This is a genomic window from Streptomyces sp. NPDC100445 (assembly GCF_044759735.1).
In the GTDB taxonomy this organism is placed as follows: domain Bacteria; phylum Actinomycetota; class Actinomycetes; order Streptomycetales; family Streptomycetaceae; genus Streptomyces.
Map to the genome: position 1 here is coordinate 165,974 of NZ_JBIVZV010000011.1, position 17,478 is coordinate 183,451.

General features: G+C 74.9%; 19 protein-coding genes. 4 read left to right on the plus strand and 15 right to left on the minus strand.

The window, feature by feature from the left end; translation table 11 throughout:
- Nucleotides 1-79 precede the first annotated feature (79 nt).
- Entirely contained in the window at nt 80-823 is a 744-nt protein-coding gene (locus ACIQVT_RS25240; protein ID WP_403758240.1) for a GntR family transcriptional regulator, read from the plus strand.
- Here the strand turns inward: ACIQVT_RS25240 and ACIQVT_RS25245 are convergent.
- From ACIQVT_RS25245 to ACIQVT_RS25255, 3 genes are all read right to left on the minus strand, one after another.
- Nucleotides 793-1,566: a class I SAM-dependent methyltransferase gene (locus ACIQVT_RS25245; protein ID WP_403758243.1), complete on the minus strand. Its 774-nt coding sequence runs from the start codon at nt 1,564-1,566 to the stop codon at nt 793-795. The two genes, ACIQVT_RS25240 and ACIQVT_RS25245, sit on opposite strands and share 31 nt — an antisense overlap.
- Before the next feature lie 77 nt (nt 1,567-1,643).
- A complete protein-coding gene (locus ACIQVT_RS25250; RefSeq protein WP_403758246.1) occupies nt 1,644-2,129 on the minus strand; it encodes a hypothetical protein in 486 nt (161 codons plus the stop codon).
- A gap of 143 nt (nt 2,130-2,272) precedes the next feature.
- Complete coding sequence (locus tag ACIQVT_RS25255) at nt 2,273-2,866, minus strand: PadR family transcriptional regulator (protein WP_403758249.1); 594 nt, start codon at nt 2,864-2,866, stop codon at nt 2,273-2,275.
- 75 nt (nt 2,867-2,941) lie between these two features.
- Here ACIQVT_RS25255 and ACIQVT_RS25260 point away from each other — a divergent pair, with 75 nt between their 5' ends.
- Nucleotides 2,942-3,340, plus strand: coding sequence for a nuclear transport factor 2 family protein (locus ACIQVT_RS25260; protein WP_403758252.1), 399 nt, complete (start codon nt 2,942-2,944; stop codon nt 3,338-3,340).
- A gap of 31 nt (nt 3,341-3,371) precedes the next feature.
- Here ACIQVT_RS25260 and ACIQVT_RS25265 read toward each other — a convergent pair whose 3' ends face one another.
- A complete protein-coding gene (locus ACIQVT_RS25265) occupies nt 3,372-4,259 on the minus strand; it encodes a hypothetical protein (RefSeq protein ID WP_403758255.1) in 888 nt (295 codons plus the stop codon).
- Nucleotides 4,260-4,311: 52 nt separating this feature from the next.
- Nucleotides 4,312-5,610, minus strand: coding sequence for a cytochrome P450 (locus ACIQVT_RS25270; protein WP_403758258.1), 1,299 nt, complete (start codon nt 5,608-5,610; stop codon nt 4,312-4,314).
- Between the two features lie 477 nt (nt 5,611-6,087).
- Here ACIQVT_RS25270 and rho point away from each other — a divergent pair, with 477 nt between their 5' ends.
- Together rho and ACIQVT_RS25280 are read left to right on the plus strand one after the other, a co-directional pair.
- Nucleotides 6,088-7,236 (plus strand): transcription termination factor Rho, encoded by a 1,149-nt coding sequence (rho, locus tag ACIQVT_RS25275; RefSeq protein WP_403758261.1) that lies wholly within the window; start codon nt 6,088-6,090, stop codon nt 7,234-7,236.
- A 102-nt stretch (nt 7,237-7,338) separates the two neighbouring features.
- A complete protein-coding gene (locus ACIQVT_RS25280) occupies nt 7,339-8,511 on the plus strand; it encodes a D-alanyl-D-alanine carboxypeptidase family protein (RefSeq protein WP_403758264.1) in 1,173 nt (390 codons plus the stop codon).
- A 166-nt stretch (nt 8,512-8,677) separates the two neighbouring features.
- On the opposite strand, the gene ACIQVT_RS25285 is transcribed toward ACIQVT_RS25280, so the two are convergent.
- From ACIQVT_RS25285 to ACIQVT_RS25330, 10 genes are all read right to left on the minus strand, one after another.
- On the minus strand, nt 8,678-9,604 hold the full coding sequence (locus tag ACIQVT_RS25285; RefSeq protein ID WP_403758664.1) for a glutaminase: 927 nt from the start codon (nt 9,602-9,604) through the stop codon (nt 8,678-8,680).
- Nucleotides 9,605-9,676: 72 nt separating this feature from the next.
- A complete protein-coding gene (gene aspA / locus ACIQVT_RS25290) occupies nt 9,677-11,089 on the minus strand; it encodes an aspartate ammonia-lyase (protein ID WP_403758267.1) in 1,413 nt (470 codons plus the stop codon).
- Nucleotides 11,090-11,321: 232 nt separating this feature from the next.
- Complete coding sequence (locus ACIQVT_RS25295; RefSeq protein ID WP_403758667.1) at nt 11,322-12,338, minus strand: asparaginase; 1,017 nt, start codon at nt 12,336-12,338, stop codon at nt 11,322-11,324.
- 493 nt (nt 12,339-12,831) lie between these two features.
- Entirely contained in the window at nt 12,832-13,509 is a 678-nt protein-coding gene (locus ACIQVT_RS25300) for a FadR/GntR family transcriptional regulator (protein ID WP_403758670.1), read from the minus strand.
- 169 nt (nt 13,510-13,678) lie between these two features.
- The gene (locus ACIQVT_RS25305; RefSeq protein WP_403758269.1) at nt 13,679-14,515 is read right to left on the minus strand and encodes an undecaprenyl-diphosphate phosphatase; all 837 of its coding nucleotides are present in this window, start codon (nt 14,513-14,515) and stop codon (nt 13,679-13,681) included.
- A 155-nt stretch (nt 14,516-14,670) separates the two neighbouring features.
- Complete coding sequence (gene crcB / locus ACIQVT_RS25310) at nt 14,671-15,045, minus strand: fluoride efflux transporter CrcB (protein ID WP_403758272.1); 375 nt, start codon at nt 15,043-15,045, stop codon at nt 14,671-14,673.
- Complete coding sequence (locus ACIQVT_RS25315; protein ID WP_403758277.1) at nt 15,042-15,419, minus strand: DUF190 domain-containing protein; 378 nt, start codon at nt 15,417-15,419, stop codon at nt 15,042-15,044. The genes crcB and ACIQVT_RS25315 overlap by 4 nt, the downstream gene beginning before the upstream one ends.
- A complete protein-coding gene (locus tag ACIQVT_RS25320; RefSeq protein ID WP_403758280.1) occupies nt 15,416-15,877 on the minus strand; it encodes a fluoride efflux transporter FluC in 462 nt (153 codons plus the stop codon). Before ACIQVT_RS25320 ends, ACIQVT_RS25315 begins: the two co-directional genes overlap by 4 nt.
- A 67-nt stretch (nt 15,878-15,944) precedes the next feature.
- Nucleotides 15,945-16,904, minus strand: a complete 960-nt coding sequence (locus ACIQVT_RS25325) for an SMP-30/gluconolactonase/LRE family protein (RefSeq protein ID WP_403758283.1) — start codon at nt 16,902-16,904, stop codon at nt 15,945-15,947.
- A 15-nt stretch (nt 16,905-16,919) separates the two neighbouring features.
- Entirely contained in the window at nt 16,920-17,204 is a 285-nt protein-coding gene (locus ACIQVT_RS25330) for a winged helix-turn-helix domain-containing protein (RefSeq protein WP_403758288.1), read from the minus strand.
- Nucleotides 17,205-17,478 lie beyond the last annotated feature (274 nt).

Here is a 17,478-nt window from a genome sequence, read left to right on the forward strand (position 1 = left end):
TTGTGGTTTAGACCAATGCTAATTGTGGTCGCGCAACGAACCCGTACGGCTACGTTTTGTCACCGACAGGAGGCGCGGCATGGCCCGCACCACCCCCCACGAACCCCCGCCCAGCGACGACCGGCCCCTGTACGGGCGGATCGCGGCGCTGCTGCTGGACGAACTGCGCGACGGCACCATCCCACCGGGTGAGCGGCTGCCGGGCGAGCGGCACCTGGCCACCTATTTCGGGGTCAGCCGGGAGACCGTCCGGCAGGCCCTGGACGTGCTGCGCCGCAACGGCGTGGTCACCACCGACCGGCGCGGCAGCCACGCCACGCTGCCCGGTCGGCCGGTCGAGGCGCCGCAGTCGCTCACCTTCCCGGTCGGGGCCCGGTCCGCGGACCCGTGTGCGCTGGACCGGGCGACGGTGACCTGGGAGGCCCCGCCGCCGGAGCACGCGGAGGCGCTGGGGCTGGCCGCGCACCGGCCGACGCTGGTGCACCGCTACCGGTCGGCCACACCGGACGGCCGGTCGCTGCGGACGGCCGTGACATCGTTTTCCGCGGTGGCGCTGGCCGAGGTGGCCGAGCTGGCCCGCTACCGCGACCGGGCCGACGGGGCGACGCCCGCGCAGCTGCGGCGGGCGTACGACTGGATGCGCAAGGCCGGGCTGACCCTGCACCACCGGGACGCGATCACCCAGGTCGGTGACGCCTCCTCGGTGCGGGTGACCCGGCGCGTGCACGACCAGTACGCACGCCCCCTGGAGATCACCGATCTCGTGGTGCACGCGGAACAGGACGCGCTGGTCTACGAGTTCACCTCGCCGGCCGCCGGCTGACCCGCCGGTCGCGGCGCGTCGTCCCTGCGGGCCACCACCAGCCGGGCGCGTGGGCTGCCGTCAGGGCGCCTGCCGAAGCCGGGCAGGGCACCCAGTTCGACCGTGAAACCGGCGCGGGTCAGCTCCCTCGTCACCGCACCGAGCCGGAAGGCCCGGTAGTACATGACGAAGGGCGGCCGCCACAGGGCGTTGCGCGCTCGCATCACCGCGTCGAATCCGGTCAGCAGCCAGAAGTCGCGCCGCGCGGGGCGGGGCGGGGCCGGCACCGGGAAGACGAAACGGCCGCCGGGGCGCAGCACGGAGTGGACCTGGGTGAAGAGTCCCGGCAGTTCCCGGGGCAGGAAGTGCCCGAAGGCCCCGAAGGAGACGACGAGGTCGAAGGCGGCGGTGAAGGGCAGGGCCCGGGCGTCACCGCGCACCCAGGCCGGGGCGGGGCCGTGCGCGGGGCGCGGCCGGTACCGGGCGACATCGAGCATGCCGGCGCTGAAGTCGACGCCGGTGACGCTGCGGTGGCACAGCCGGGCCAGCATCTCCGTGCCCGCGCCGGTGCCGCAGCACAGGTCGAGTCCGTCCGCGAAGGGACCGAGCGGAGCCAGCGCCCGCGCCGTGGCGTCCAGTACCCGGTCGGACGTCCGGAAGGGGGTGTGGTCGAACTTCGGGGCGAGCAGGTCGTAACCGCGCTCGACGGACGACAGTGCCTGTGCGGCGAGTTCGCGCAGCGTGGGGCCTTCGGGACCGAACATCCCGTCAGCGTAAGGGTGCTGACCGGGCGGGCGCGTGCCGCGGGCGGGGGTTCAGCGTCGCGGAGGGCTGCGGCACGTCAGCCGTAGGTGGCGTGGCAGAGCCGCACGACGTCCGGTGCGGCCACGCCGTCCGCGCGGCGGCACAGTTCCCGCATCCGCTCCGTGGGCGGCCGGTGGGCGGGGCGGAAGTGCGGGGCGCGGTGCCGTACGGCGGCCCGGCGGCGCGGGTGCGGACGGTGGGCCCGCGGGGCGGGCCGCACCCGGTGGGGCGCGGCGGGCACGACGACGCGCGCGGGCGCGGAGTCGCCGCGCGGGGCGCCGCTCCGCTCCGGGGCGGCCGCCGGCGCGTGCTCCTTCCCGTGCCCCGGGCCCGTGCGCACGAGCGCCGCGGGTCCGGTCGGGGGGCTGAGCGGCACGTCGAGGGCCGAGGACGTCACCGCCGCGTCCGGCGCGAACGGGCGCTGGGAACGGGCGGCGTCCGGCAGGGCGCCGGGGCGGACGGTGGTGCAGCCGGCGACGCTCACGAGCGCCGCGAGCAGCAGCGGAAGTAGTCGGCGAGGCACCCGCCCACTGTGCTGCATCGGGGGTGGTCCGGGCGGCCGGGACGCGCGGGGACCACTCCGACGAGCGATCGGCCGGGCACGGACTGGACGGCCGCGGCGGTGCGTCCGTCCCGGCCGCGGCGGCCGGGGCGGTGCGCCCGCCGTCAGTGGTCCGGCCGGGGTGCGGCAGCGCTCACGGCGGTGTCGCGGCGGCGCGCCAGGATCGCGAGGACCCGCTCGCACCAGCGCAGGTTCTCCTCCTCCAGGGCGATTCCGCCCATGAGGGTGAGGTACGGTCCGACGCGCTCGGCCGTGCGCAGGAACTCGTCCTCCGTGCGCCCGTCGAGCAGCCGCTCGCGCACGCGCCGGTAACGGCCGAGCTTGCCGCGCGCCCACCCCATCCGTTCCTCGATCAGCGCCATGGTGACGTCCGGGTCGCCGCCGTCCATCGCCTGGATCTTGACGAGGAGTTCGTCGCGCAGCGCGGCGGGGCGCTTGGGCGGGCGCGCGGCGAAGGCGCTCAGCTCGGCCCGGCCCGCCTCGGTCAGGGTGAACATCCGTTTGTTGGGCCGGCGTTCCTGCTCCACCGTGCGGGCCCGGACCAGCCCGTCACCCGCGAGGCGCTCCAGTTCCCGGTAGAGCTGCTGCGGGGTGGCGGGCCAGAAGTTCGCGAGCGAGACGTCGAAGGTCTTCGACAGCTCGTAGCCCGAGGCCTCGCCCTCCAGGAGGGCGGCCAGGACGGCGTACCTGAGGGACATGTGGACAGGCTAGCAGTCGTTGATTAATCTCATCCGCACCTATTCAATTAGTTGACTATCTGGCGGGAGATCCGGATGCGAGCGTTCCGTGAAGCGGTCGAGGCCCGGGACATGGCCGCCGTCGAGGCACTGCTGGCCGAGGACGTGGTCTTCACCAGCCCGGTCGTGTTCAAGCCGTACACGGGCAGGGCGATCACCGCGGCGATCCTGCGCGCGGTTGTGGAGGTCTTCGAGGACTTCCGCTACGTCCGGGAGATCGGCGACCCGGACGGCGCGGACCACGCGCTGGTCTTCCGGGCGCGGGTGGGCGGCCGCGAGCTGACGGGCTGCGACTTCCTGCACGTCGACGAGCGCGGCCTGATCGACGAGTTCATGGTGATGGTCCGGCCGCTGTCGGGCGCGCAGGCCCTCGCCGAGGCCATGGGCGCGCGCTTCGAGCGGATCACCCGGGAGGCCGGGGCGCGGCCGGTGTGAGCGGCCGGTCCGCGCGCGCCGGCCGGCCGGGTCAGTCCCTGAGCTGCCGCAGCGTCGCCTTGGTGTCGGTCTTCAGCCAGGTGACGATGTCGGTGAGCGCGGGCGGGTTCTTGTCCTGGGCGTACGAGGTGAGGTAGAGGCTGTAGGTCATGACGTACGTGACCCAGCCGTCGCGGACGGCGAGCGTGGCGTATCGGGAGCCGCCGGAGGAGCCGCTCACGGTGTCCTGGCTGACCAGGTAGGCCTCGTCGCCGATGCCCTCGACCCGGTCGACGTCGTAACCGCTGTGGCTCTCGCCGTAGTTCTTCCAGCCGGCCGTGAACTCGGGCCCGGGATCGGTCTTCTTGTGCAGGTCCAGCTGGAGCGTCAGGTAGGCGTCCGCGTAGGACGAGCCGGATTTCTTCAGGCTCAGGCTGCAATACCCCTCGTCCAGCGCCTTGTCCTTGAGGGAGGTGCGGGTCGGCGCCGAGTCGTCCTGGGTGTACTCGTCCTTGAAGGAGGAGTAGTCGGCGCCGGAGCACAGGTTGGAGGGTGCCGTGTAGCCGCGCAGGTCCGCGTGGTCGCTTCTGCCCCCGAGGGCGAAGACACCGGCGGCCCAGGCCGCCGAGGCCACGACGGCGCCGACTGCGGCCCACAGCACCGCCCGGCCGGCTCTGCCACCGGACCGGGGCGCGGGCGGTACGGGACCGAACGACGGGGCCTGGGCGTAGGGGTTCCCCGGCTGCGGCTGTCCGGGGACGGGGCCGCCGACCATCGCGGGCTGCGCGTAGAAGCCTCCGGCCGGGGGCGACTGCGGGTGGGGGTAGGGGTAGGCCGTCGGCTGCGGGGGGACGGCTGGTTCCGGCGCGGACTGCTGGGGCTGTTGGGGCTGGGGCGCGGGCTGGTCGGCGGGCTGTGAGGGCTGCGGTGGCGTGGACATGGCGTGAAGATAGTGCACGGTTGGCGGTCAAGTCCGCCGACGTCCGGGATTGTTATGGTCTAGGACCCCCGCCCGCGTGAGGCCCGTCCGCGACTCGGGGCGCCGGTGTTCCGAGGCGCACCGGAAGGCTGCGCACACTGTTGCCGACGAAGCCCGCGTGCGGCGTCAGGTCGCCGTCGGGTACGGCCTGACACAGCGCCGGGAAGCGGGTGAACAGCCCCTCCAGAGCGACCGTGGCCTCCAGCCGGGCCAGCGGCGCGCCCAGGCAGTAGTGGACGCCGTGACCGAGGGACAGGTGCCGGACGGCACCGGGCCGGGCTGGGCGGGTGACGTCGAAGCGGCCGGCGTCCGGGCCGTGCGCCGCGGGGTCGCGACCGGCGGCCGCGTACCCGGCGAGGACGGGGGTGCCGGCGGGGAGGAGCGTGCCGGCGACGGTGAGGTCCCGCACCGGGTAGCGGAACGGGAAGTAGGAGACCGGCGCGTCCCAGCGGAGGGTCTCCTCCACGACGTCCGCCCAGCTCGCCCCGCCCGCGCGGACCAGGGCGAGTTGGGCGGGGTGGGCGCACAGGGCGCGTACGGCGTTGGTGATGAGGTTGAGCGTGGTCTCGTGCCCGGCGATGATCACGAGCAGCAGGGTGCCGATCAGTTCCCGGGGGTCGAGCCGGCCGCCGCCCTCGTCGCGGGCGGCGATGAGCGCGCTGGTGAGGTCGTCACCGGGGTGCGCGGCGCGGACGGCGGCGATCTCCTCCAGCACGGCGAGCAGTTCGCGGTGGGCGGCGACGGCCTCGGCCGGCGGGGTGCCGGTGGCGACGACCTTGCCGCCGAGGTCGTGCAGCCGGGCACGGAAGCGGACGTCCACGCCGAGGAGTTCGCAGATCACGCCCATCGGCAGGGGCAGGGCGAAGTGCCGGCGCAGGTCGGCGACACCGCCGCCCGCGGCGGCGGCCCGCGCCAGGCCGTCGAGCAGGGTGCCGGTCGACTCCTCGACGCGCGGGCGCAGTCCGGCGATCCGCCGGGGGGTGAAGGCCTGGCTGACGAGGGACCTCAGCCGCCGGTGGTCGTCGCCGTCGGCGGTGGTCATGCCCGGGACGGTGGCGAACGTCAGCAGGGGCCAGTCCGGGGCGAGCCGGCCCTCCCTCAGTGCCGTGAAGTGGCGCGGATCCTTGGCGACTTCGGGGTGCTGGAGGAACTCCCGCAGCGCCTCGTGCCCGAGTACGGCCATGCCCTCGATCCCGCCGGGCAGCTCGACCGGGGCCACGGCGCCCTCGGACAGCAGCCGCGCGCCCACCGCGTGCGGGCAGCCGCCGGCCGGGTCCAGGCGGTGCGGGGTGCGTGCGGGTGTGGTCTCCACGGAGTCTCCTGACGTTCCCCTGACAGGACGGTCGGTCGTGGCGCCGCGACCGGTCCCGTCGGGGGCCGGCGCGCCGGGTCGTCGCGGGCCGCCGGTCCCGCCTCGGCCGGTGGGACGGCGAGGACGAGGGCCCGTGCTCGGGCCGCCCCTGCCTCCGCCGTCCGGGAATGCTCCGGCCCGGTGGCTTGTTGACGCGGTCACGGACGTGGCACCCCGCCGGGTGGTACGGTTCCGTCAGCACTCGTGCACGCCCACCGTGGGCGCCGGTGCCAGTCTCCCTCTTTCACGCTGATCTGTTCGCCGTTTCCCGGATTCCCGGCTCCCGGCCCGTCAGCTTCTCCGCACCAGCCGTCACGGGCGTTCCGTCCCGTGTCCGGAGTGCCGTTCCGCCGCTCGGAGGCAGCCGTCCGCGCCTCCCCCTCGCGGCCCCACCCCCTTCGCCGTACTTGCGTCCCGTCCGCGAAAGGACACCCCCTCATGACCGCCACACTCGAACACTCCCCCGAGACCCGGCAGCTCCGGGCCGCCCCGACCGTCACCGGTGTCCTGCACGTCGACGCGCACGGCAAGGGACACCTGAGGGCCGCGAGCCTCCTCGCCTCGCCCCTCGACCCGCAGGTCCCCGCCGCCCTGATCCGCCGCCACGGACTGCGCACCGGCGACCTGGTCGAGGGCGTCCGAGGCGCCCAGCGCGCGCTGACCGAGGTCGCGCGCGTCGACGGACGCGCCCCCGGCGACCTGCGCTCCCGGCGGCACTTCCGCGACCTGACCCCGCTCCACCCGCACCGGCGCCTCCGCCTCGAACACCCCGCCTCCGGACTGGCCGGACGCGTCACCGATCTGCTCGCGCCGGTCGGCAAGGGCCAGCGCGGCCTGATCGTGGCACCGCCGAAGAGCGGCAAGACCGTACTGCTCCAGCAGCTCGCCGCCGCCGTGGCCGGCAACCATCCCGAGTGCCGGCTGATGGTCGTCCTGCTGGACGAGCGGCCCGAGGAGGTCACCGAGATGCGGCGCTCGGTGCGCGGCGAGGTGTACGCCTCCACGTTCGACCGGTCGCCCCGGGAGCACATCGCCCTGGCCGACCTCGTCGTGGAGCGGGCGAAACGCCTGGTGGAGGCCGGTGAGGACGTCGTCGTCCTGCTGGACTCGCTGACCCGGCTGTGCCGGGCCCACAACAACGCCTCCGCCGCGGGCGGCCGGACCCTGAGCGGCGGTGTCGACGCGGGCGCGCTGCTCGGTCCCAAGCGGCTCTTCGGCGCCGCCCGGCAGGCCGAGGAGGGCGGTTCCCTCACCATCCTCGCCACCGCGCTGGTGGAGACGGGCTCCCGCGCCGACGGCTTCTTCTTCGAGGAGCTGAAGGGCACGGGCAACATGGAGCTCCGGCTGGACCGGGAACCCGCCGCCCGCCGGCTCTTCCCCGCCGTGGACATCGACGCCACCGGCACCCGCCGCGAGGAACTGCTCCTGACCCCGTCCGAGTCGACTGCCGTCACCGGCCTGCGCCGCGCCCTGCGTTCCCGGGAGACCGGGCCGGCCGCCCTGGAGACCCTCCTGGCACGGCTGCGCGCCACCCCGGACAACGCCGCGTTCCTGCGGCAGATCCTGCCCACCCTGCCGACGGGCTGACCGCCGGGCCGGGGGTGGACCGCTGCGGCATCCGGGCGCTCCGTTGAGCCGAACGGCCCGGGCGGAGCGGCACAGTAGCCCCCCGCTCCGTACGTTGATCATATGATCACCGGACTTGCTTATCGGACGGCCGCGTCGGCCTGCGCCCTGTGCGTGACCGGCCTGCTGGTGCTCACGCCGGCCGCTGCCGCCGCCGGCGCCCGGCCCGGGGAGCCCGCGCCCCCCGCCCCCCGGTCCGCCGCGCCCGGGCCCGCCCTGCTCTACCGCTCCGGCACCCTGGTCCGGCCGCGGCCCGGCGCGCCCGGGGTGCCGGACGTCTCGGCGCTGTCCTGGCTGGTCGCCGACGCCGGCAGCGGGGAGGTGCTGGCCGCGGGCGACGCCCACCGCAAGCTGCCGCCCGCCAGCACCCTCAAGACCCTGTTCGCGCTCACCGTGCTGCCGAAGCTGCCCGACGGCATGCGGCACACCGTGCGGTACGAGGAGCTGGAGGACGTCCCCGAGGGCAGCAGCCTGGTCGGCGTCGAGGAGGGGCACACCTACGAGGTGGCCGACCTGTGGCGCGGTGTCTTCCTCAGCTCCGGGAACGACGCCGTGCACGTGCTGGCCTCGCTGAACGGCGGCTGGACCGCCACGGCCGCGCGGATGCAGGTCAAGGCCCGTGCGCTCGGCGCCCTGGACACGCACGTCGTCTCCCCGGACGGCTACGACACCCCCGGCCAGGTGTCCTCCGCGTACGACCTGGCGGTGTTCGGCCGGGCGGGCCTCGCCGACCCCGCCTTCGCCCGGTACTGCGCCACCCCCGAGGCCCGTTTCCCCGGTGACGGGTCGCCGTACGAGATCGAGAACACCAACCGGCTGCTGACCGGCGAGGACGGCGTGGCGCCCTACCCGGGCCTCGTCGGCATCAAGAACGGCTACACCAGCGACGCGGGCAACACCCTCGTGGCCGCGGCCCGCCGGGGCGGGCGGACCCTGGTGGTGACCGTCATGAACCCGCAGTCCGGCGGCGGGTTCGCGGTGTACGAGGAGGCGCGCGCCCTGCTCGACTGGGGCTTCGCGGCGGCCGGTCGGGTCGACCCGGTCGGGTCGCTGGACGGGCTGCGCGCCGCGCCCCGCCCGGCGGCGTCCGTCAAGCCGGTGGCGGCGGCCACCGCGCCGGCTCCGGACGGTGACTCGGGCTGGTCCGGGACCGCCGTCGTGGCGGGGCTGGGGCTCGGCGCGGGAGCCGTGGCGCTGACCCTGCGGACCAAGAACGGCCGGACGTCCGGCCGCTGACACGGCGTCCCGTCCGGGCGGTGCGCCGCCACGGGGGCCGACCTGCCCAGGTGTCCGGCGCGGGTCCGTACCCACGGTGGCGCGGCCGGCTACCGGGCCTCCCGCCGCCGTGGCGGTGGTCCGGCCGGGCCGTCGCGAGGAGTGCGGCCCGCGCCGGGCCGGCCGGTCAGAACACCGACAGCCCGGTAAGGGTCGTGAACCGGTCCAGCGCCGCGACGCCAGCCACGGAGTTGCCGCGCTCGTCCAGGCCCGGGCTCCACACGCACAGCGTGCACCGGCCCGGCACCACCGCGATGATCCCGCCACCGACGCCGCTCTTGCCGGGCAGGCCCACGCGGTAGGCGAAGTCACCGGCCGCGTCGTAGGTGCCGCAGGTCAGCATGACCGCGTTGACCTGCTTGGCCTGGCTGCGGCTGAGCAGCCGGCTGCCGTCGGCGCGGATGCCGTGCCGGGCGAGGAAGCCGGTGGCGAGCGCCAGGTCGGCGCAGGACGCGGCCACGGAACACTGCCGGAAGTACTGGTCGAGCAGGACCGGCACCTCGTTGTCGATGTTGCCGTAGGACGCCATGAAGTGCGCGAGGGCGGCATTGCGGGCACCGTGGGCGGTCTCCGACGCGGCGACCTCCAGGTCGAAGTCGAGGGCCGAGTTGCCGCTCTCGGCGCGCAGGAAGGCCAGCAGTTCCCCGGCCGCGTCCCCGGTACGGGTCTGGAGGCGGTCGGTGACGACGAGGGCGCCCGCGTTGATGAACGGGTTGCGGGGGATGCCGCTCTCGTACTCCAGCTGCACGAGCGAGTTGAACGGGTTGCCGGAGGGTTCCCGGCCCACGTGCTCCCACAGTTCGTCGCCCTCGCGCGCCAGGTCCAGGGCCAGCGTGAACACCTTGGTGATCGACTGGGCGGAGAACGGCTGCCGCCACTCCCCCACGCCGTACACCGTGCCGTCGGTCTCGGCGACGGCCATGCCGAAACGGCGGGGGTCGTGGGCGGCGAGCGCCGGGATGTAGTCGGCGGACCGGCCGCGGCCGGGGGTGCGGTCGATCTCCGCCATGATGCGGTCGAGAACCGATCGGAACTGCGAGGACATGATCGTCATCATGCCGCACGGCCGACGCGGGGGCGTCCGGAGCCCGGACCGCCCCCGCCGGCCGGGCGGGGGCGGCCCCGGTCAGACGGCCGGGGCCGTCCCGGTGCCCGCCAGCACCTCGGGCCGCAGCAGCTCGGTGAGCCGTTCGGCCGGCAGCAGACCCTTCTCCAGGACCAGTTCGGCCACGCCCCGGCCGGTCGCGAGGGCTTCCTTGGCGATGCCGGTCGCGGCCGTGTAGCCGATGTGCGGGTTGAGGGCGGTGACCAGTCCGATGGAGTTCTCCACGGTCGCCCGCAGCCGCTCGGTGTTGGCGGTGATGCCGGACACGCAGCGTTCGGCCAGCGTGAGACAGGCGTTGCGCAGGTGCGTGACGGACTCCGACAGCGAGTGCAGGATGACCGGCTCGAAGGCGTTGAGCTGGAGCTGGCCGGCTTCGGCGGCCATCGTGATGGCGACGTCGTTGCCGATCACCTCGAAGGCGACCTGGTTGACCACCTCGGGGATGACCGGGTTGACCTTGCCCGGCATGATCGAGGAACCGGCCTGCACCGGCGGCAGGTTGATCTCGCCCAGTCCGGCGCGCGGACCTGAGGACAGCAGTCGCAGGTCGTTGCAGCTCTTGGAGAGCTTGACCGCGACGCGCTTGAGGACGCCGGACATCTGGACGAAGGCGCCGCAGTCCTGGGTGGCCTCGACCAGGTTGGCGGCGGTGACCAGCGGCAGCCCGGTGAGGACGGACAGGTGACGGCGGGCGGCCTCGGCGTAGCCGGCGGGGGCGTTGAGGCCGGTGCCGATGGCCGTGGCGCCCAGGTTGATCTCGTGGATCAGCTCGACGGCCTCGGCGAGACGGCTGCGGTCCTCCTCGATCATCACCGCGAACGCGGAGAACTCCTGGCCGAGCGTCATCGGCACCGCGTCCTGTAGCTGGGTGCGGCCCATCTTGAGCACGTCGCGGAACTCGACGGCCTTGCGGGCGAAGGCGTCCTGTAGGACGGCCATCGCCCTGAGCAGCCCGTGCACCGCGAACACCGTCGCTATCTTGACGGCGGTCGGATAGACGTCATTGGTGGACTGGCCCAGGTTGACGTCCTCGTTGGGGTGCAGATGGGTGTACTCCCCCTTCGCGTGGCCCAGCAGTTCCAGCGCGCGGTTGGCCACGACCTCGTTGGCGTTCATGTTGGTGGAGGTGCCGGCGCCGCCCTGGATGACGTCCACCACGAACTGGTCGTGCAGCCGGCCGGCGCGGATCTCCCGGCAGGCTGCGACGATCGCGGCGGCCTTCCGGGGCGCCAGCAGACCGAGTTCCTCGTTGGCGAGGGCGGCGGCCTCCTTGACGGCGGCCAGGGCGTCGATCAGGTGCGGGTACGCGGAGATCGGGGTGCCGGTGATGGGGAAGTTCTCGGTGGCGCGCAGGGTGTGGATGCCCCAGTACGCGTCGGCGGGGACGTCCCGGTCGCCGAGCAGGTCGTGTTCGCGGCGGGTGGGCGCGGTCATGCGGAGACGGTCCTCTTTCTGGGGTACGGAGGTGGGGACGGCACGTGAGGGGCGCGGGGCAGCCACGGCGACCGGCGGGGGCGCACGGGCGCCGGTGTGGGGCCGGCACGTGGAGGGGCGCGGGACGGCCGCGGCGGGGGCACGCGGGCGCCGGCCGGCGCGCCCAGGGGGGCGGCGGGACGAGGGCCGGGAGGACCGCCGTCCCGTCCGCGCGTGGTCCGGGCCGCGGGCCCTATCCGCGCGTCGCCGGGTGTACGGGACCCAGGGCGTCCACCGGCCGCACGCGGCCGACGGGCCTGCCTCCCCCGAGCACCGGCTCCCCCGCGAAGGCGGTGAGCGCGGCCGGGTCTATGCCGGCCCGGACCAGGGCCGCCGCCGCGACCGGTATCCGGGCCCGGTTCGCCCCGTCGGCGATCTTGACGGCGATGGCACGGCCGTCGGGCAGCCCGGCCACCTGGACGCCCTCGAAGCCGTCCTTCGCGAGCAGCCCGGGCACGGCCCGCATGAGCGCGGCGACGTCCCGGCCGGCCCCGGAGGCCATCTCGGCGTGCTCGCGCATCGCGTCGGCGACGCGCGCCTCGGGTGTGCCGGGCGCGGCGGAGGTGATCCGGGCGACGGCACGGGCGAGGCCGTGCAGGGACACCGCGAACAGGGGTGCGCCGCAGCCGTCCACGGTGACCCGGGCGACGCGCTGGCCGGTGAGCTCCTCGACGGTCTCGGCGACGGCCCGCTGGAGCGGGTGCGCCGGGTCGAGGTAGTCGTCCAGGGACCAGCCGTTGATCCGGGCGGTCCACAGCATGGCGGCGTGCTTGCCGGAGCAGTTCTGGGCGAGGCGGGAGGCCGGTCGGCCCTCGCGGACCCAGGTGTCGCGGACGGCCGGGTCGAACGGCATGTCGGGCACGTTGCGCAGGTCGTCCTCGCCGAGCCCGGCGAGTTCGAGGATGCGCCGGGTGCCCGCGAGGTGGCGCTCCTCGCCGGAGTGACTGGCGGCGGCCAGCGACAGCAGTTCGCCGTCGAGCGGCAGTCCGGCGCGCACCATGGCCACGGCCTGGACGGGCTTGAGGGCGGAGCGCGGGTAGAAGGCCGCCTCGGTGTCACCGAGGCGGAACCCCACCCGGCCGTCGGCTTCGAGGACGACGACGGAGCCGTGGTGGACCCCCTCGACGATCCCGGCGCGGACGAGGTGGGCGACGGGCGTGTGGAGGGGTGCGCGGACGACGGGCGCGTCGGCGGGAGAACTGGTGTGCATCACTGCCTGCATCGTGGGATCGGACCGGCCGGTACGCGGATCGCGCGTCGACGCCGGTGGCGGTGGGGATGGGGGTGTCGGAGCGGTGCGGGACTCGCGGAGGTGGTTGCCGTGCGGGCCCGCGGCCGCCGTCAGGTGGTCGGTGGTGGACCGGGCACGGTCACGGTGGGGCGGCCGGCTCCGTCGGCGGCGTACCGGAGGGCCGTGACGCGGCCGGGCACGCCCGTCCCCCCGCGCCGGTCCCGGAGGAGGACCGGCAGTCGGTACGAGGACCGGACCGACTCGTCCCGCCGGGACCGCCGGCCCCGCGCGTCCGCCGTCGGCGGGTCGGGCCGACAGGTCGTGCCCGCGTCCCGGACCTCCGGGAGCCCGGCGTGCCCGCGGTCACGACCGGCTGGGGCGCGCCGGGCGGCATCGGGCGGCAGATGCGCCCGGGCCGGGCCCGGCGGCGAACCGGACGGGAGCCGTGTCCCACCCTCGCCGTGCCGTGCGCTCACGTCCGGGTTCCGCCCGTCGTGGCGGGATCCGCCCGCTGCGGGCGCACGATGTCGGTGAGGGTCGTCTCGACGCGGTCCAGGTGGTGGCTCATGGCCTCCACCGCGTCGGGTTCGCTGCCGTCGGCCAGCGCCCGGAGGATCGCCCGGTGCTCGCGGTCGGACTGCTCGCGGCGTCCGCCCAGCTCGTTGAGGAAGGCGGACTGGCGTGCCAGGGCGTCGCGGATCTCCTCGAGGAACCGGCGGAACACCGGGTTCTGGGCGGCCTCGGCGATGGCGAGGTGGAAGAGGGTGTCCATGGCGACCCAGGCGGTGGTGTCCGTCTCCCGCTCCATGCGGTCGAGCAGGTGGGCCAGGAGGTCCAGGTTCTCCGGGGTGCGGCGCACGGCCGCGTACCCGGCGACCGGGATCTCGATGTGGCGGCGCACCTCCAGCAGGTCGCTGGCCGTGTAGTCGCCGAAGGTGGGGTTCTCCACCGCGTTCGCGACCACGAAGGTGCCTTTGCCGGTCCGGGAGACGGTGAGCCCCATCGTCTGGAGCGCGCGCAGCGCCTCGCGTAGCACCGGCCGGGACACCTCCAGGGTCCGGCACAGCTCCGCCTCGGAGGGGAGCCTGTCGCCGACGGCGTAGGCGCCGCCCTCGATGGCGTCGCGGAGGTGGGCGAGGACCGCCTCCATGGCGCTGACGCGCCGCGGACCACGCCCACCTGTCTGGCTGCCTGACAGGTTCACGGGACCGATCCTGCGGGGTGCGGCCCGGGACTGTCAAGGCGGGCCGCATGACGCACCGGCGGGGTGCGGCGCCCGTCTCCGGGTGCCGCACCCCGCCGGTGGCGCGTGGGTCCGTTCAGCTGCCGAGCGTGCCGGTGCCGAGCAGGCCGAGCAGGAGGACGCCGATGATGATCCGGTAGATCACGAAGGCGTTGAATGAGTGCTTGGCGACGAACTTCAGGAGCCAGGCGATGGAGGCGTAGGCGACCACGAACGACACGACGGTCCCCACGGCCAGCGGGGCCGCGCCCACGCCCGCGCCGAGGGCGTCCTTCAGCTCGTACAGGCCCGCGCCGGTCAGGGCGGGGATGCCGAGGAAGAAGGAGAGCCGGGTGGCGGCGACGCGGTCCAGGTCGAGGATGAGCGCGGTCGACATGGTGGCGCCGGAGCGGGAGAAGCCGGGGAAGAGCAGGGCGAGGATCTGGGAGCAGCCGACCCACATGGCGTCCTTGAAGGACGTGTCGTCCTCGCCGCGCTTGTGCCGGCCCATCTGGTCGGCGGCCCACATCACGGCGGAGCCGGCGATCAGCGAGCCGGCGACCACCCACAGCGAGGCGAGCGGACCGTCGATCAGCGGCTTGGCGGCGAGGCCCACGACGACGATCGGCACGGTGGCGGCGATGACCCACCAGGCGAACTTGTAGTCGTGGTGGTAGCGCTCCTCGCGGTCGGTGAGACCACGGACCCAGGCGGTGACGATGCGCCGGATGTCCTTGAAGAAGTACACGAGCACGGCGGCGATGGCACCGACCTGGATGACGGCGGAGAACCCGACGACGGACTTGTCGTCGACGGGGATGTCCATGAGCCCCTCGGCGATCTTGAGGTGGCCGGTCGAGGACACCGGGAGGAACTCGGTCACCCCCTCGACTACCCCGAGGACGACGGCCTGACCGACGGAGATGGCGCTCATGGAATCCAGTTCTGGGAAGAGTTGAGGTCGACAGTGCAGTAGACAGTACTGAGTCCGTCCGGGCGGGCGACAGGCACCCGGGGTCCACGGGCCGGATCGGGCCCGGCGCACGGGTCCGGAGCGGGCCGGATACGGACCGGTCCGGACGAAAGACCCTAGCCCCACAGGGCGCCGGCGAGCGAGGTGCCGGCGAAGGCCGCCGCGAGGCCGCCCACGACGCCGGCGGCGACGTTCAGCGCGGCGTAGAGGCCGGAGCCCGCCTCGGTCAGCCTCAGGGTCTCGTAGGAGAAGGTGGAGTACGTCGTCAGCGCACCGCACAGGCCGGTGCCCACCAGGAGCTGCACCTGGGCTCCGGCGGCCCCGGCGGAGACGGCTCCGGCGAGCAGCCCGAGGAGCAGGCAGCCGGCCATGTTCACCACGAAGGTGCCCCACGGGAAGAGCGAGTCGTGGCGCGCCTGCACGGCGCGGTCGGTGAGATAGCGCAGGGGGGCGCCGACGGCGGCCCCCGCGGAGACCAGCAGCCAATTCACGACGGATTCTCACCCTCCGCGTCCGTCCCGGCCGGGCGGGAGACGGTCCCGGGGCCGACGATCTCGCACTCGTCCAGGGTCACCAGGGCGTCGCGGGTCAGTTCGCCGAGTCGCGGCAGGAACGCCCGGACGCGTTCCTCCGTGTCCACGACGACCACCGCGACCGGCAGGTCCTCGCTCAGCGACAGCAGCCGGGAGGTGTGGATGCGGGAGGAGGCCCCGAAGCCCTCGACGCCCCGGAAGACACTGGCGCCGGCGAGGCCGGCGGCGTGCGCGCGGTGCACGATCTCGGAGTAGAGGGGCCGGTGGTGCCAGGTGTCGTTCTCGCCGGTGTAGACGGTCAGCCGGAGGGCGCGGCGGGTGGGTGAGGTCATCGCTGTCTCCCGGTGAGCACGCGGCGGGCGGCGGCAGAGGCCAGCCATACCGCCGCGAGGGCCGCGCACAGTGTGGCGGCGAGGTACCCGGCCGCGAGGGCGGGACGGCCCGCGTCGGCCAGCCGGCGGATGTCGACGGCGTAGGTGGAGAAGGTGGTGAAGCCGCCGAGGACTCCGGTGCCGAGGAAGGGCCGCAGCAGGCGGTGGGCCGACCACACGTCGGTGACCAGGACCATGAGGACGCCCATGCAGGCGCACCCGGAGACGTTGGTCCAGAAGGTCGCCCAGGGGAAGCCGCCGGGGGGTGCGGGCCAGGCGAGGGTGAGGGCGTAGCGGGCCAGCGCGCCGAGCGCGCCGCCGGCCGCCACGACCGCGATCACGGGTGCCTGCGTGCGCCACCCGGCCCGCCCGCGTGCCGCGGGGCGGACGCCGCGGGTCTCGGTGCCCGGCGCTGTCATGCTGGTGCGTCTCCTGTCCGGCCCGGTGCCGAGGGGCGGTCACGGGCCGGACCAGGGTACCGCCGTGTCAGCGGGCGGCGGGCCGGGCACAGACGGCCACACCTGGCTCCACGAGGCTGCCGAGCACCAGGTGGTCGCCGGTCGCGCACACGCTGGTGACCATGCGGAAGCCGGAGCGCCGGCGGGTGAGATGGTGCACGGTGCGGCCCCGGTCGTCGACGGCCACGACGCCGACGGTGCCGCTGGGCCGGTACGGGGCGTGGACGGCGGCCCGGGCGGTGGCCCGGCGGACGGCCGCCGGAGCGCGGTGCAGCAGGTCGAGGGCCGGCAGGCGGGGGCCGGCCAGGGCCGCCCAGATGAGGCCGGCCGGGCCGTCGCGCCACAGGTTGTCCGGCATGCCGGGGAGGTCGGCGAAGGGCTCGGCGTGTCCGGCGCGGGGGCCGGTGAGCGGGTAGCGGGTGAGGCGGCAGGAGCCGGTCTCGGCGATCACCAGGAAGGAGCCGTCGGCGCTCGCGGCGAGCCCGTTGGCGAACTGGAGCCCCTCCCGCAGGACCTCGGGGCCGCCGGCGCCGGGGGCGAGCCGCAGCAGGCGCCCGGTACCGGTGTGTTCGACGATGTCACCGATCCAGCGGTCGAGGGGGTGGCGGCGGCTGGAGACGGTGAAGCAGACGGTGCCGTCGGGCAGCACGACGGCGTTGCTGGCGAAGCGGAGCCGCTCCCCCGCGACCGAGTCGGCCAGGACGTGGACGGTGCCGTCCTCGGTGCCGACGCGCAGCAGCCCGCGTTCCGCGTCGCACACCAGGATGTCGCCGTCCGGCAGGAGTTCCAGTCCCAGCGGGCGACCGCCGGTCTCGGCCAGTGTCTCCGTGCGGACCGCGCGCGGGTCGCCGGGATGGTGGACGCGCAGGATGCGCCCGTCCGCCACGCCGGTGAGCACGCGTCCGTACGGGTCGGCCACCACGTCCTCCGGTCCGCGGGCGCCCAGGCGCACGTGGTGCAGGGGGACGAGTGCCGTGGATCGGTCCATGCGGGGGTCCCTTCGTCACCAGCCCTTGTCGAAGATCCGGGCCACCTCGGCGATCCGGACCTCGTCACGACGGTAGTAGGTGTGCCAGCGGACCCGGCGGGTGCGCAGGACACCGAGGCGGGTGAGGAAGTCGAGGTGGGCGGTGGCGGTCCGGCGCGGGACGCCCAGTCCGGCGGCTACGGCCCGTGCCGTGACACCGGTGCCGGCCGGGGCGCGGCGGGAGGCGGGGAAGTGGGTCGCCGGGTCCTTGAGCCACTCCATGATGGTCTGTCTGATCCGGCCCGGGGGGATCCCCGTCATCCGTCCGCCTCCGCTCCCCGGCCTCCTCGTTGCGCAGCGTTCCCACTGTGGACCGGGGCGACTCCGGCGCGCCCGGGACTCGGCGCCCGTTGTCCGGTACCGGACGGCGGTGTGACCGGGAGCGGTTGCACGCCCCCGCCGGGCACGTCGCGGGGCCCGCCCCCCGGGGGGGGCGGGGCCCCCCCCCCCGGGGGGGCGGGGGGGGGCCCCCCCCCCCGCCGGCACGGCCCCGGCGTCGGAGGCCTAGTGGGGCGGGGTGTGCCCGCCGAGGCCC